The 12,876-nt window shown below is 66.2% G+C and carries 13 protein-coding genes; 1 reads left to right on the top strand and 12 read right to left on the bottom strand.

Annotated features, from left to right (window positions below; translation table 11 throughout):
* The first annotated feature begins 10 nt into the window (after positions 1–10).
* Positions 11–1,813 (top strand): DNA helicase RecQ, encoded by a 1,803-nt coding sequence (gene recQ / locus ACO06P_RS24390; RefSeq protein ID WP_420347815.1) that lies wholly within the window; start codon positions 11–13, stop codon positions 1,811–1,813.
* 180 nt (positions 1,814–1,993) lie between these two features.
* On the opposite strand, the gene ureG is transcribed toward recQ, so the two are convergent.
* The 12 genes from ureG to urtA all read right to left on the bottom strand — a co-directional run bounded on the left by ureG (position 1,994) and on the right by urtA (position 12,718).
* Positions 1,994–2,635, bottom strand: coding sequence for an urease accessory protein UreG (gene ureG / locus ACO06P_RS24385; RefSeq protein ID WP_420347814.1), 642 nt, complete (start codon positions 2,633–2,635; stop codon positions 1,994–1,996).
* Positions 2,632–3,318: an urease accessory protein UreF gene (locus ACO06P_RS24380; protein WP_420347813.1), complete on the bottom strand. Its 687-nt coding sequence runs from the start codon at positions 3,316–3,318 to the stop codon at positions 2,632–2,634. Before ACO06P_RS24380 ends, ureG begins: the two co-directional genes overlap by 4 nt.
* Positions 3,311–3,802 carry an urease accessory protein UreE gene (locus ACO06P_RS24375; RefSeq protein WP_420347812.1) on the bottom strand — a complete coding sequence of 164 codons (492 nt, stop codon included), beginning with the start codon at positions 3,800–3,802 and terminating at the stop codon, positions 3,311–3,313. Before ACO06P_RS24375 ends, ACO06P_RS24380 begins: the two co-directional genes overlap by 8 nt.
* A gap of 11 nt (positions 3,803–3,813) precedes the next feature.
* Positions 3,814–5,523, bottom strand: coding sequence for an urease subunit alpha (gene ureC / locus ACO06P_RS24370; protein ID WP_420347811.1), 1,710 nt, complete (start codon positions 5,521–5,523; stop codon positions 3,814–3,816).
* Positions 5,524–5,527: 4 nt separating this feature from the next.
* Entirely contained in the window at positions 5,528–5,839 is a 312-nt protein-coding gene (locus tag ACO06P_RS24365) for an urease subunit beta (RefSeq protein ID WP_420347810.1), read from the bottom strand.
* A 12-nt stretch (positions 5,840–5,851) separates the two neighbouring features.
* Positions 5,852–6,154 carry an urease subunit gamma gene (locus tag ACO06P_RS24360; RefSeq protein WP_299394438.1) on the bottom strand — a complete coding sequence of 101 codons (303 nt, stop codon included), beginning with the start codon at positions 6,152–6,154 and terminating at the stop codon, positions 5,852–5,854.
* A 31-nt stretch (positions 6,155–6,185) separates the two neighbouring features.
* Complete coding sequence (locus ACO06P_RS24355; protein ID WP_420347809.1) at positions 6,186–6,980, bottom strand: urease accessory protein UreD; 795 nt, start codon at positions 6,978–6,980, stop codon at positions 6,186–6,188.
* A gap of 79 nt (positions 6,981–7,059) precedes the next feature.
* Positions 7,060–7,755, bottom strand: coding sequence for an urea ABC transporter ATP-binding subunit UrtE (gene urtE / locus ACO06P_RS24350; RefSeq protein ID WP_420347808.1), 696 nt, complete (start codon positions 7,753–7,755; stop codon positions 7,060–7,062).
* A 13-nt stretch (positions 7,756–7,768) separates the two neighbouring features.
* A complete protein-coding gene (gene urtD, locus ACO06P_RS24345; RefSeq protein ID WP_420349677.1) occupies positions 7,769–8,488 on the bottom strand; it encodes an urea ABC transporter ATP-binding protein UrtD in 720 nt (239 codons plus the stop codon).
* 98 nt (positions 8,489–8,586) lie between these two features.
* Positions 8,587–9,714, bottom strand: coding sequence for an urea ABC transporter permease subunit UrtC (gene urtC / locus ACO06P_RS24340; RefSeq protein ID WP_420349676.1), 1,128 nt, complete (start codon positions 9,712–9,714; stop codon positions 8,587–8,589).
* 7 nt (positions 9,715–9,721) lie between these two features.
* Complete coding sequence (urtB, locus tag ACO06P_RS24335; protein WP_420347807.1) at positions 9,722–11,344, bottom strand: urea ABC transporter permease subunit UrtB; 1,623 nt, start codon at positions 11,342–11,344, stop codon at positions 9,722–9,724.
* Between the two features lie 87 nt (positions 11,345–11,431).
* The gene (gene urtA, locus ACO06P_RS24330; protein WP_420347806.1) at positions 11,432–12,718 is read right to left on the bottom strand and encodes an urea ABC transporter substrate-binding protein; all 1,287 of its coding nucleotides are present in this window, start codon (positions 12,716–12,718) and stop codon (positions 11,432–11,434) included.
* Positions 12,719–12,876: the final 158 nt, after the last annotated feature.

Below are 12,876 nucleotides of genomic sequence, written 5' to 3'. Positions count from 1 at the left end.
CGGAGTGCGCGTGAGCGATCAAAAAGCACTGATACTCAAAGACGTCTTCGGATTCGACAGCTTCCGCCCAGGCCAGGCGGAAATCATCGACACGCTGCTGGGCGGGCGCTCGGCGCTCGCCGTCATGCCGACCGGGGCCGGGAAATCGCTCTGCTTTCAGGTGCCCGCCCTGGCGCGGGGCGGCCTGACGATTGTGGTCTCGCCGCTGGTGGCCCTGATGCAGGATCAGGTCGCCGCGCTGCGTCTGGCCGGGGTCGAGGCGGAAACCATCAACTCGGCGCGCCCGCGGGCCGAGAACGTCGACTCCTGGCGGCGCATTGCCGCCGGGGAGACCCGCCTGCTCTACCTGGCGCCCGAACGCCTTATGACCGAGCGCATGCTGGCCGCCCTCAAGCGACTGGACGTCCGGCTCATCGCCGTCGACGAGGCGCACTGCATTTCCCAGTGGGGGCCGGCCTTCCGCCCGGAATACGAGGACCTAGCGCAACTGCGGGAGATCTTTCCCGGGGTGCCGATTGCGGCTCTGACGGCGACAGCCGACGCCACCACGCGAAACGACATCGTCGACAAGCTCTTCGGCGGAGACGCTGAAAGCTTCGTGCTGGGCTTCGACCGGCCCAACCTGCAGCTTGGCGTCGAGGTAAAGCAGCAGTGGAAGAACCAGTTGATGGCGTTCCTCCAGCGCCACGACGGCGTCAGCGGCATCGTCTACTGCCTGTCCCGGCGCAAGACTGAGGAAGCTGCAGCCTTTCTGGTGGAGAACGGCATCAAGGCCCTGGCCTATCACGCCGGGATGGACAAGGAGGCGCGGGATGCCAACCAGAACGTCTTCATGACCGAGGACGGTGTGGTGATGGTCGCGACCATTGCCTTCGGGATGGGGATCGACAAGCCCGACGTGCGCTTCGTCTTCCACTGCGACCTGCCCGCCTCGGTGGAGGCCTATTACCAGGAGATCGGCCGCGCCGGCCGCGACGGCCTGCCCGCCGAGGCACAGATGCTCTACGGCCTGGACGACATCCGCATGCGCCGGGTCTTCATCGAGCAGGAAGAGAGCAGCGACGACCGGCGCCGGCGCGAGCACCAGCGCCTCGACGCGCTGATCGGCTACTGCGAGTCTCCCACCTGTCGGCGGCGCCTGCTGCTGGACTACTTCGGTGAAGACCTGGAGCGCTGCGGCAACTGCGACCTCTGCCGCAACCCGGTGGATCTCAGCGACGGGACCGCAGAGGGCCGGCAGATCCTCGCCGTCATCGAGCAGACCGGCCAGCGCTTCGGCGTCGCCCATATCGTCGACATCCTGCGGGGCACGGCGACCGAGAAGGTGGTGAAGGCCGGGCACGACAACCTTGCAGGTTTCGGCGCCGGGGCGGATGGCAAGAAAGAGGCCTGGCGCTCCCTGATCCGACAGCTTGTGGCCGCCGGTTTCCTACAGCTCGACATAGCCGGCTACGGCGGCCTTAAGATCACTGCCAAGGGCCGCGCCCTTCTGACCGGCACAGAAGCCTTCCACTACCGCCCGGACCGGGTGGCCGCACACGGCCGCACGCCGCGGGCGCGAAAGCAGGCGCCGGAGACGGCCCTGACGCCGGAAGAAAACTCCCTGCTCGGCAGGCTCAAGGAACTGCGCCTGCGCCTCGCCAAGGAGCGCGGCGTTCCCGCCTACGTCATCTTCCCCGACAAAGCCCTGGCCGACATGGCCCGGCGGCGCCCGCGCAGCCACAGCGAGTTCGCCGCCGTCAACGGCGTCGGCACCGCCAAGCTGCGGGATTTTGCCGACGTCTTTCTCGGCGAAATCGCAGACGCCGGCTGAGACCGGCGAGATCTTGGACCGAGCACCTTGGAGCGGGAGGGCTCTTTGACCTCGTGCTTCGAGACGCTCCGATCCTCAGCATGAGGTCAAACAGCTAAGCTCCACGCCTCGTCCTGAGGAGGCCTGAAAGGCCGTCTCGAAGGACATGGTGGACTCGCTCGGCCAACGCCTCATCGTCTCCTAGGCGACGGAGCTTTCGACGTTCTTTCCCAGACCGCCGAGCCGCTCGATGAAGGCGGCGACTTCCGCGACCCCCTGCCCCGACTTCACCTGGGCGAAGACGAAGGGCCGCTCACCGCGCATCTTCTTGGCATCGCGGTCCATGACGCCCAAGTCCGCGCCCACCAGGGGCGCCAGGTCCGTCTTGTTGATGACCAGCAGGTCGGAACGGGTGATCCCTGGCCCGCCCTTGCGCGGGATCTTGTCACCGGCGGAGACGTCGATCACGTAGATGGTGATATCGGCCAGTTCGGGGCTGAAGGTGGCCGCCAGATTGTCGCCGCCGGACTCGATCAGAACCAGGTCGAGCTCCGGAAACTGCGTGCGCAGATCGGCGACGGCGGCGAGGTTGATGGAGGCGTCCTCGCGGATGGCCGTATGCGGGCAGCCACCGGTCTCCACCCCGACAATGCGCTCCGGCGGCAGCGCGCCCGAGCGGGTCAGGAACTCCGCATCTTCGCGGGTATAGATGTCGTTGGTGATGGCGGCGATGTCGTAGCGCTGCGATAGCGTCTTGCAGAGCGCGTCCATCAGGGCCGTCTTGCCGGAGCCCACCGGCCCGCCGATACCGACCCGCAAAGGGCCTGTCTGTGCTGTGGTCATGATCGGAACAACCTCGTGTACTGGGTTTCGTGTTTCATTGCCGCCAGGTCGGCCAGGACGGAAGCACCGCCGAGATCCTCCAGCGGCATGGTCTGCGCCAGCGCCGCGGTCTCGGCAATGGCAGGTTCCAGCGCCGCCGTCACGCGCTGCCCGTCGCTCTGGCCGAGCGGGATGAGCCGCACCCCGGCAGAGACGATGTTGGCGGCAAAGCCGTGCAGGTAGGCGTGGAGGCTGGCGGCCAGCGGCAAACCGTGGCCGGCCGCAGCAACGGCCACCACCACCGGGTAAGCAGGCGGCCCCGCCGCGACCGACAGCAGGCGGTCAAGCGCGGCACAAGGCCAGGCGTCCCGGGTGGCCTCGGCAAAGGCGCGGCCCTGCGCAGTCGTTTCCAGATATCGCTCAGACGATGCGACAAAAGCCGCCGCCAAAATACTAATCTCCTTCAATCTTTCTGGATCGTCGTTCGCCTCAAAGGCGTGGCGGAAGAGGCAGGCATCGTTGCGTCCGGAGCCGAGCAGCAGCAGGTCCCGCAACCAGTTCTCCAGCGTCGCCGCGTCGGTCACCGTGCCGTTCTCGACGGCATACTCCAGGCCGTGCGAGTAGCTGAAGGCGCCCACAGGATAGGACGGCGACAGCCAGGTCATCAGGCGATAAAGCCCGGCATGATCGAGCGGCTCAGTCATGCCCGTGCCTACCATGCCCGTGCCCGCCATGCCCGTGCCCCTGCGTTCTTCCGTGCCCGTAGGCGCCGCCCTCCGGGCTGAAGGGCGCTTCGATCAACTCCGTGCGCGCGCCCAGCTTCTGCAGCATTTCCAGGATCACATGATCCTCGCGGATGCGCAGCCGGTCGCCCAGCAACTGGGTCGGCAGATGACGGTTGCCCAGGTGCCAGGCGATGCGCAGCAGGTCGGCGCCGGGGCCGGCCCGCACCTCGATCAGGCGCTCCGGCGCCGCCACCACGGCAACCGTTCCGCCCGCCTCCAGCACCAGGCCGTCGCCGTCCGACAGCGCCCTGGCTTCGGGCAGGTCCAGCAGGAACTCCAACCCCGCCTCGCCCTTCATGACAATGCGGCGGCGATGGCGCGCGTCGAAATCCAAGCGCACCGCGTCGCAGGCCTCCGCCGGGGACCAGGTCCCGGCCGCACGCACGCTGGTCGCTCTCTGCATCGCGCCGGTCCTTAGAACAGGAAGTAGCGCTGCGCCATGGGCAGCACCTCCGCCGGCTCGCAGGTCAGCAGCGTGCCGTCGGCCCGCACCTCGTAGGTCTCGGGATCGACCTCCACCTCCGGCGTGTAGTCGTTCAGCACCATGTCTTTCTTGGTGACCGTGCGGATGCCGGAGACCGGTACGACCGGGCGGGAGAGCCCGAGCAGCCGCCCCGCATCGCCCTCTGCCGCAGCCTGGGACACGAAGGTAACGGCGCTTTCGGTCATCGCCTTGCCGAAACCGGCGAACATGGGGCGGTAGTGGACCGGCTGAGGCGTCGGGATGGAGGCGTTGGGATCGCCCATGGCCGCTGCGGCGATGCTGCCGCACTTCAGCACCAGATCCGGCTTCACGCCGAAGAACATGGGTTTCCAGAGCACGAGGTCGGCCAGCTTGCCCACCTCGATGGAGCCCACGGAGTCGGCGATGCCGTGGGTCAGCGCAGGGTTGATGGTATACTTGGCGATGTAGCGCTTGACCCGGAAGTTGTCGTTGCGCGCGCTGTCCTCGGGCAGCGCGCCGCGCTGCTTCTTCATCTTGTCGGCGGTCTGCCAGGTGCGGATGATCACCTCCCCCACGCGCCCCATGGCCTGACTGTCGGAGGCGATCATGGAAAAGGCGCCAAGGTCGTGGAGGATGTCTTCGGCGGCAATGGTCTCTCGCCGGATGCGGCTCTCGGCGAAGGCCAGATCCTCCGGGATCTTGGGGTCGAGGTGGTGGCAGACCATCAGCATGTCGAGATGCTCGTCCACCGTATTCACCGTGAAGGGCCGCGTCGGATTGGTGGAGGACGGCAGGACGTTGGTCTCGCCGCAGACCTTGATGATATCCGGGGCGTGGCCGCCGCCGGCGCCTTCGGTGTGAAAGGCGTGGATAGTGCGCCCCTTGAAGGCGGCGACGGTGTTCTCGACGAAGCCGGACTCGTTGAGCGTATCGGTGTGGATGGCGACGCCGATGTCCATCTCCTCCGCCACCGCGAGGCAGGTGTCGATGGCCGCCGGCGTGGTCCCCCAGTCCTCGTGCAGCTTCAACGCACAGGCGCCTGCGGCGATCTGTTCGCGCAGGGCATCCGGCTTGGTGGCGTTGCCCTTGCCGAAGAAACCGAGGTTCATGGGAAAGCCCTCGGCAGCCTGGAGCATGCGCGCGATGTGCCAGGGACCGGGCGTCGCCGTGGTGGCGTTGGTGCCCTCGGCGGGGCCGGTGCCGCCGCCCAGCATGGTGGTGACGCCGGAGTAAAGCGCGTCCTCCATCTGCTGCGGGCAGATCCAGTGAATATGCGCGTCGATGCCGCCTGCCGTGAGGATGCGCCCCTCGCCCGCAATGGCCTCGGTCCCCGGGCCGACCACAATGTCGACACCGGGCTGCACGTCGGGGTTCCCGGCCTTGCCGATGGCGGCGATGCGCCCGTCCTTCAGGCCCACATCGGCCTTTACGATGCCCCAGTGGTCGACGATGAGAGCATTGGTGATGACCGTATCCACGGCGCCCTGGGCGCGGCTCGCCTGGGCCTGACCCATGCCATCGCGGATCACCTTGCCGCCGCCGAATTTGATTTCTTCTCCGTAGGTTGTCTTGTCTTTCTCGACTTCGATGACAAGCTCGGTGTCGGCCAGGCGGACACGGTCCCCGACCGTGGGGCCGAACATGGCGGCATAGGCGGCGCGGTCGACTTTCTGCGGCATCCCTTTAATCCTCCAGCGCGCCGTTGACCCGGGCGTTGAAGCCGTAGACCCGGCGCGCGCCCGCATAGGGGATCAGGCTGACCTCGCGGCTCTGGCCGGGCTCGAAGCGCACGGCGGTTCCGGCGGCGATGTCCAACCGGCGGCCCAGCGCCTTGTCGCGCTCAAACACCAGCGCTTCATTGGTCTCGTAGAAATGATAGTGGGAGCCGACCTGGATCGGCCGGTCGCCGCTGTTGGCGACCATCAGGGTGATCGCCTCCCGCCCTTCGTTCAGGGTGATGTCGCCCTCGGCGACCATGATTTCTCCGGGGATCATCGCGCGCCCTCCCTAGCGGATCGGCTGGTGCACGGTCACCAGCTTGGTGCCGTCGGGAAAGGTGGCCTCCACCTGTATCTCGTGGATCATCTCGGCCACGCCCTCCATCACCTGATCGCGGCCGAGGACCGTGCCGCCGTCGCGCATGAGGTCGGCCACCGGGCGGCCGTCGCGCGCGCCTTCCACCACGAAGTCGGAGATCAGCGCGATGGCCTCCGGGTAGTTCAGCTTGCAGCCGCGGCCCAGGCGGTTGCGCGCCACCATGGCGGCCATCGCCACCAGCAGCTTGTCCTTCTCACGCGGCGTCAGGTTCACGTCTTACTCCCCTAATTTTTCTCGTTTTTCTTCAAAGGTACCAGAGGCGCGGAAGCAGCGGCGGCAGGTCGGCCAGAGCGGCTCTCGCCGCTCCCCAGAACCTGCCGAAGCTCCCGCGCACCGCCATGGCCTCGCCGATGAAGCGGCCGACAATCAACCCGTTCACCGCAGTCAGGGCGTGCTGCACCGCGTCGCTTTCCGGCGGCAGCAAATCGCGCAGCGCCGCAAGATGGCTCGCCGCATCGTCGGCTGCATAGATCATCGAGGCGAAGGCCGTTGCCCCACCGAGACAGGCCGGCGATGTCAACGGCGCGGCAAGGTCGCCGTCCATGTGCAGGGCGTCGGCCCAGACCAGCGTGCCGCCGCGTCTGACGCGCCAGGCATCGTGGATCAATCCCCGGGCGAGCTGCTCGCCGGAGGCACGGCGGCCGAAGACCAGAAACTCGCCGGCCAGCACCCGGCTGCCCGCCGCCAGGTCCAGGGTGGTGCGCCGCCTGAGGCGCGCGCCGTCGAAGAGGATGGTTTCCTGCGGCAGCCATTCCAGCCAGCAGCCCTCATCGGATGTCAGGGTAACGTCGATGCGGCTGTCCGCACCGGTCGAGCGGTAAACTTTCTCCGCCGCCTGCGGATAAACCCGCGCCTGCGCGCCCTGCCCCGCCGTGACGGCGATCTCCAGCCGGTCGCCGCCGACGATGCCGCCGGAAGTGGTGATCAGACAGGCCTCCAGGATGTCGCCCCGCGCCGGACGCGGCAGACGCAGCGACAGCGGGTCGCGCTGATAGAGATCCGCCGGGCGGGTCTCGCCGTCCAGGTGCCGAAGCGACAACGCTGCCTCGCCATGCACAGCCGGACGCCGCAGCGGTACGACGGACCCCGCCCCCCGGTCCAACGGGACAGCCGCAGCCTCACACGGCGATGTAGCGACGGACATCGGCCTCCACCATCTCCTCACCCCGACCCGTCAGAACGATTTCCCCGCGATCCATCACCGCATAGCTGTCGGCCAGGTCCCTTGCGAATTCAAGATACTGTTCGACGAGCAGAATGGCCATATCGCCGCGCCCGGCGAGCAGGCGGATGACCCGCCCGATGTCCTTGATGATCGAAGGCTGGATACCCTCGGTGGGCTCGTCCAGGATCAGCAGGCGCGGGCGCATGACCAGGGCGCGCGCGATGGCAAGCTGCTGCTGCTGGCCGCCGGAAAGATCGCCGCCGCGTCGCCGCAGCATGTCTTTCAGCACGGGGAAGAGGTCGAAGATCTCGTCTTCGATGAAGCGCTCCGTTCGCCGCAAGGCCGCATAGCCGCTGCGCAGGTTCTCTTCTACCGACAAAAGCGGAAAGATCTCGCGCCCCTGGGGCACGAAGGCGATGCCGCGCCGCGCCCGCTGGTGCGGCGGCAGCCCATCCAGGGCTTCGTCCTCCCAGGTGATTGAGCCGCTCTTCACCGCCTGCTGGCCGGCAATGGCCCGCAGGAGAGAGGTCTTGCCGACGCCGTTGCGGCCGAGAACACAGGTGACCGCCCCCTTGGCGGCCGTCAGGCTGACCTTCCGCAGCGCCTGGCTGGCGCCGTAGAAGAGATCGATGTCCTGGACCTTCAGCACGGCGCTTGTCTCCTCACCGGCCGAGGTAGACTTCGATGACGTCACGGTTGTCCTGCAGGCTCTCCAGCGACCCTTCGGCCAGGACCGAGCCCTCGTGCAGCACCGTGACGTGGCAGTCGAGCGCGCGGATGAATTCCATATCGTGTTCCACCACCACGACGGAATGGGAGCGCGCGATCTCCTGCAGCATCTCCGCCGTCTTGGCGGTTTCCGCGTCGGTCATGCCCGCCGCCGGCTCGTCCACCAGGAGCAGCTCCGGGTCCTGCATCAGCAGCATGCCGATCTCCAGCCACTGCTTCTGTCCGTGGGAGAGGCTGCCGGCGCGCTGCCCACGCTGATCCTGCAGCGCGATGCGCTCCAGAACGGCATCGATCCGCGCCTCCTGATCGGCGGTGAGGCGGGACAGCAGGCTGGCAAAGACGCCCCGGTTGCCCTTCAGCGCCAGTTCCAGGTTGTCCAGGACGCTGTGGCTTTCGAATACCGTCGGCTTCTGGAATTTGCGGCCGATCCCCAGATTGGCGATTGCCGCCTCATCCAGTTTTGTCAGATCGGTCTCGCCCTGGAAGAAGACTTGGCCGCTGTCCGGCCGGGTCTTGCCGGTGATCACGTCCATCATCGTGGTCTTCCCGGCGCCGTTGGGGCCGATGATGGCGCGCAGCTCGCCTGCCAGCACGTAGAGGCTGAGACCGTTGAGGGCCTTGAACCCGTCGAAGCTGACGGTGACACCGTCCATGTAGAGGATCGTGTCAGCCGCCGCGCGCACCGCCGCCGGCACTTCGGCCAACTGCGAAGGCTCGGCTTCGGCCGGAGCCATCTCCGGTGCGGCTTCGCTCATTGCCGGCCTCCGGCAACCCGCGCCAGCAGGGGAACACGCGCCGACACCTGCTCCAGCGAACCGATGATGCCCCTGGGCATGAAGACGGTGACGGCAATGAAGAGGCCGCCGAGGAAGAACAGCCAGATTTCCGGCGCCGCGCCGGTCAGATAGGTCTTGGCGTAGTTGACCAGAACGGCCCCCAGGATGGCGCCGTGCAGATAGCCGCGCCCGCCGACGGCCACCCAGATGACGATCTCGATGGAGTTGGCCGGGGAGAACTCGCTGGGATTGATGATGCCGACCTGGGGCACGTAGAGCGCCCCGGCGATCCCGGCGAGCATGGCCGAGAGCACGAAGACGAAGAGCTTGTAGAACTCCACCCTGTAGCCGAGGAAACGGGTGCGGCTCTCGGCGTCGCGGATGGCGACCAGCACGCGGCCGAACTTCGAACCGACGATCCAGCGGCAGAGCAGATAGGCGAGCGCAAGGGCCAGCGCCGAGGCTGCGAAGAGCGCCGCCCGGGTGCCGTCGGCCTGCAGGTCGAAGCCGAGCAGGTCCTTGAAGTCGGTGAGACCGTTGTTGCCGCCGAAGCCCATGTCGTTGCGGAAGAAGGCCAGCAGGAGGGCGAAGGTCATGGCCTGCGTGATGATGGAGAGGTAGACCCCGGTGACGCGCGAGCGAAAGGCGAGCCAGCCGAAGACCAGCGCCAGCAGGCCCGGCACCAGCACCACCATCAGCATGGCGAAGGGAAAGGAGTCGAAGCCGTACCAGTACCAGGGCAGTTCCTTCCAGTTCAGGAACACCATGAAGTCCGGCAGGACGGGATGGCCGTAAACGCCGCGGTCGCCGATCTGGCGCATCAGGTGCATGCCCATGGCATAGCCGCCGAGGGCAAAGAAGGCGCCGTGACCGAGGCTCAGGATCCCGCAGTAGCCCCAGATCAGATCCACGGAGAGGGCCAGCAGGGCAAAGCAGAGATACTTGCCCAGCAGGCTCACCAGGTAGGTGGGGACGTGAAAGATGGAGTCCTGGGGCACCGCCAGGTTCAGCAACGGTACCAGCACGCCGGCGGCCAGCAGCAGGCCGAGGGTTATCTTCGCGCCGAGGGGGGACAGCAGGCGGCCATGGTCGTTGGAGAGCAGCACGGCGTCAGTTCTCCACGGCGCGGCCACGCAGCGCGAAGAGACCACGCGGGCGCTTCTGGATGAAAAGGATCACCACCACCAGCACCAGGATCTTGCCGAGCACGGCGCCGGCATAGGGCTCCAGGAACTTGTTCACCAGCCCCAGGGAGAACGCTCCCACCAGGGTGCCCCAGAGATTGCCGACGCCGCCGAAGACCACGACCATGAAGCTGTCGATGATGTAGCCCTGCCCCAGGTTCGGGCTGACGTTGTCGATCTGGCTGAGGGCCACGCCGGCCATGCCGGCGATGCCGGAGCCAAGGCCGAAGGTCATGGCGTCGACCCAGCCGGTGCGAATGCCCATGGAGGAGGCCATAGGGCGATTCTGGGTCACCGCACGCATCTGCAGGCCGTAGCTGGAAAAGCGGATCAGCGCCATCAGCAGGGCAAAGACCATCAGGGCGAAAACGATGATCCAGAGCCGGTTGTAGGTGAGGGTCAGGCCGCCGGCCACCTCCCAGGCGCCGCTCATCCAGGTGGGGTTGCCCACCTCCTGGTTGGTCGGCCCGAAGATGCTGCGCACAAGCTGCTGCAGGATCAGACTGAGACCCCAGGTGGCAAGCAAAGTCTCCAACGGCCGCCCGTAGAGGAAGCGGATGATGCCGCGCTCGATGCCGATTCCCACCAGGCCGGTCACCAGGAAGGCAGCCGGGATAGCGACCGCCAGGGAATAGTCGAAAGCGCCGGGGAACGACGTGCGGAAGACTTCCTGCACCAAGAAGGTCGTGTAAGCCCCTATCATCACCATTTCGCCGTGGGCCATGTTGATGACGCCCATGACCCCGAAGGTGATCGCCAGGCCGATGGCCGCCAACAGCAGCACGGAGCCCAGGCTGATCCCCTGGAAGATACTGGCGAGAAACCTGTTGAACTCCAGCGCCCGCTCGATAGTCGCCAGCGTTTCCTCAGCGGCGGCGCGCACCGCCGCGTCGGCCTCTAAGGGTGACCCTGCATCGTCATTGCGCAGGACACCGGCCACCAAAGCGCGGACATCGGGATCGGTGAAGTCCGCCAGGGTCTGCAGCGCGGCCACGCGCAGCGCGCTGTCCTCTGCGTTGACGAGACGCGTTGCCGCCAGCGCACGCCTGAGGCGTTCGGCGACCCTGGCATTCTCCTCGCTCGCCAGCGCCGCCTCCAGCGGAGCGACCATCTCCGCCGGCGCAGAGCGGAAGACCGCATCGGCAGCACGCATCCGGGCAGCGGGATCGGGGCTGCCCAGCGTCAGTCCGCCAAGGGCGGCCTTCACGACCTGGCGCAGGCGGTTGTTGATTCTGACCTTGCGCAGCTTGCGCTTGCCAAGTTCGCCGGCAGCCTCCCCAGTGACAGCATCGAAGATGCGGTAGCCCCTGCCTTCTTCTTCCCCGATCACCAGACGGTCGTCGGCCTTCACCTGGAACAGGCGCCCGTCGAGGTAGGCTTCAAGGATGGGCAAAGCCCGTTCGTGGCCGCCGGCGGCCAGGCCCTCCACCGCCGCGGCCTTTGTGTCATTGGATTTCTCGGTGAGGGCCTGAAGGTCCATTAGAAGATCCGCCCGCGCCGCCGCCGGCAGCAAGACGGCCAGCGCGACGGCAACAAGCGATATCCTCAAGACCTTCTGAAACACAAGCACCACCCAAACAAGGGTCACAGAACAGAGGGGGGAGACGGCTGGCGCCCCTCCCCCCTCGCAAGCAGGCTAGTTGGTCGCGTAGGTCGGCGCCTCGCAGTTGCCGCAGACCCAGGGATAGGTCCAGTCGGCCGTCAGCTTGGAGCTCTCCGGAATGAAGTCGCTCCAGGCATCGCCCACCACTTCCTTGTCCGTCGACCAGACGGTCTCGATCATGCCGTCGTCCTGGATCTCGCCGATCAGTACGGGCTTGGAGAGGTGATGGTTGGCGTTCATCACCGCCGTACCGCCGGTCAGGTTGGGCACGGTCTGGCCATACATGGCCTGCCGCACGGCATTGACCTCGGTGGTGCCGGCCTGCTTCACCGCCTGAGTCCACATCTTGAAGCCGATGTAGGTGGCCTCCATGGGATCGTTGGTGACCCGGTCCTCATCGCCGATGAAGGCGTGCCACTGCTCGATGAAGCTGTCGTTCACGTCGGCCTCGACGCTCATGAAGTAGTTCCAGGCCGCGAGATGGCCGACCAGCGGCTCGGTATCGAGACCAGCCAGTTCCTCCTCACCGACGGAGAAGGCCACCACCGGGATCTCCTCGGCGGCAATGCCCTGGTTGCCCAGTTCCTTATAGAAGGGCACGTTGGCGTCGCCGTTGATGGTGGAGACCACGGCCGTCTTCTTGCCCTGGGAAGCAAACTCCTTCACATCGGCGACGATGGTCTGCCAGTCGGAGTGCCCGAAGGGCGTGTAGTTCTCCATGATGTCCGCATCGGAGATACCCTTCTCGTTCAGGAAGGCGCGCAGGATCTTGTTGGTGGTGCGGGGATAGACGTAGTCGGTGCCCAGCAGCACGAAGCGCTCGGCGCCGCCGCCGTCCTCGCTCATCAGGTATTCAACAGCCGGGATGGCCTGCTGGTTCGGCGCTGCACCGGTGTAGAACACGTTGCGCGAGCTCTCCTCGCCCTCGTACTGCACGGGGTAGAAGAGCAGGCCGTTAAGTTCTTCGAAGACCGGCAGCACGGACTTGCGCGAAACCGAAGTCCAGCAGCCGAAGACCACGTCGACCTGTTCCTTCTCCAACAGTTCGCGCGCCTTCTCGGCAAAAAGCGGCCAGTCGGAAGCCGGGTCCACCACCACCGCCTCGACCTGCTTGCCGAGCAGGCCGCCGTTCTTGTTGAGGTCGTCGACCATCATCAGGACGGTGTCCTTCAACGTGGTCTCCGAGATCGCCATGGTTCCGGAAAGTGAATGGAGCACGCCGACCTTGATGACGTCGTCGGCCGCCTGGGCCGCTGCGCCGCCGGCGAGAACGGCTGCCATGGTCGCAGCGCTCATCGCCCCCCTAAGCACGGATTTCATTGAGTTCACTCCGCTAGAGTTGATGTTGCACCGCAAAATATTGCTGAATTACGACAAGCTATGTCAAGATTGAATAGTTATTTTTATTGATCTTCTTGAGATTCTTTTTTTGTTTTACATAGCTAATACAATAGAGTTTCGCGCGAAAGCCAACTGTT

Source organism: Pelagibius sp. (assembly GCF_965227505.1).
Classification (GTDB): Bacteria; Pseudomonadota; Alphaproteobacteria; order Kiloniellales; family Kiloniellaceae; genus Pelagibius.
Note: the sequence above shows the minus strand (reverse complement) of the source record. Positions and strands in the feature narration are given on the sequence as shown.

Excerpts from the sequence above, each read along its gene's own strand:
- ureG (WP_420347814.1), bottom strand. The coding sequence starts at position 2,635 with ATGACCACAGCACAGACAGGCCCTTTGCGGGTCGGTATCGGCGGGCCG.
- ACO06P_RS24380 (WP_420347813.1), bottom strand. The coding sequence starts at position 3,318 with ATGACTGAGCCGCTCGATCATGCCGGGCTTTATCGCCTGATGACCTGG.
- ACO06P_RS24375 (WP_420347812.1), bottom strand. The coding sequence starts at position 3,802 with ATGCAGAGAGCGACCAGCGTGCGTGCGGCCGGGACCTGGTCCCCGGCG.
- ureC (WP_420347811.1), bottom strand. The coding sequence starts at position 5,523 with ATGCCGCAGAAAGTCGACCGCGCCGCCTATGCCGCCATGTTCGGCCCC.
- ACO06P_RS24365 (WP_420347810.1), bottom strand. The coding sequence starts at position 5,839 with ATGATCCCCGGAGAAATCATGGTCGCCGAGGGCGACATCACCCTGAAC.
- urtD (WP_420349677.1), bottom strand. The coding sequence starts at position 8,488 with ATGGACGGTGTCACCGTCAGCTTCGACGGGTTCAAGGCCCTCAACGGT.
- urtA (WP_420347806.1), bottom strand. The coding sequence starts at position 12,718 with ATGAAATCCGTGCTTAGGGGGGCGATGAGCGCTGCGACCATGGCAGCC.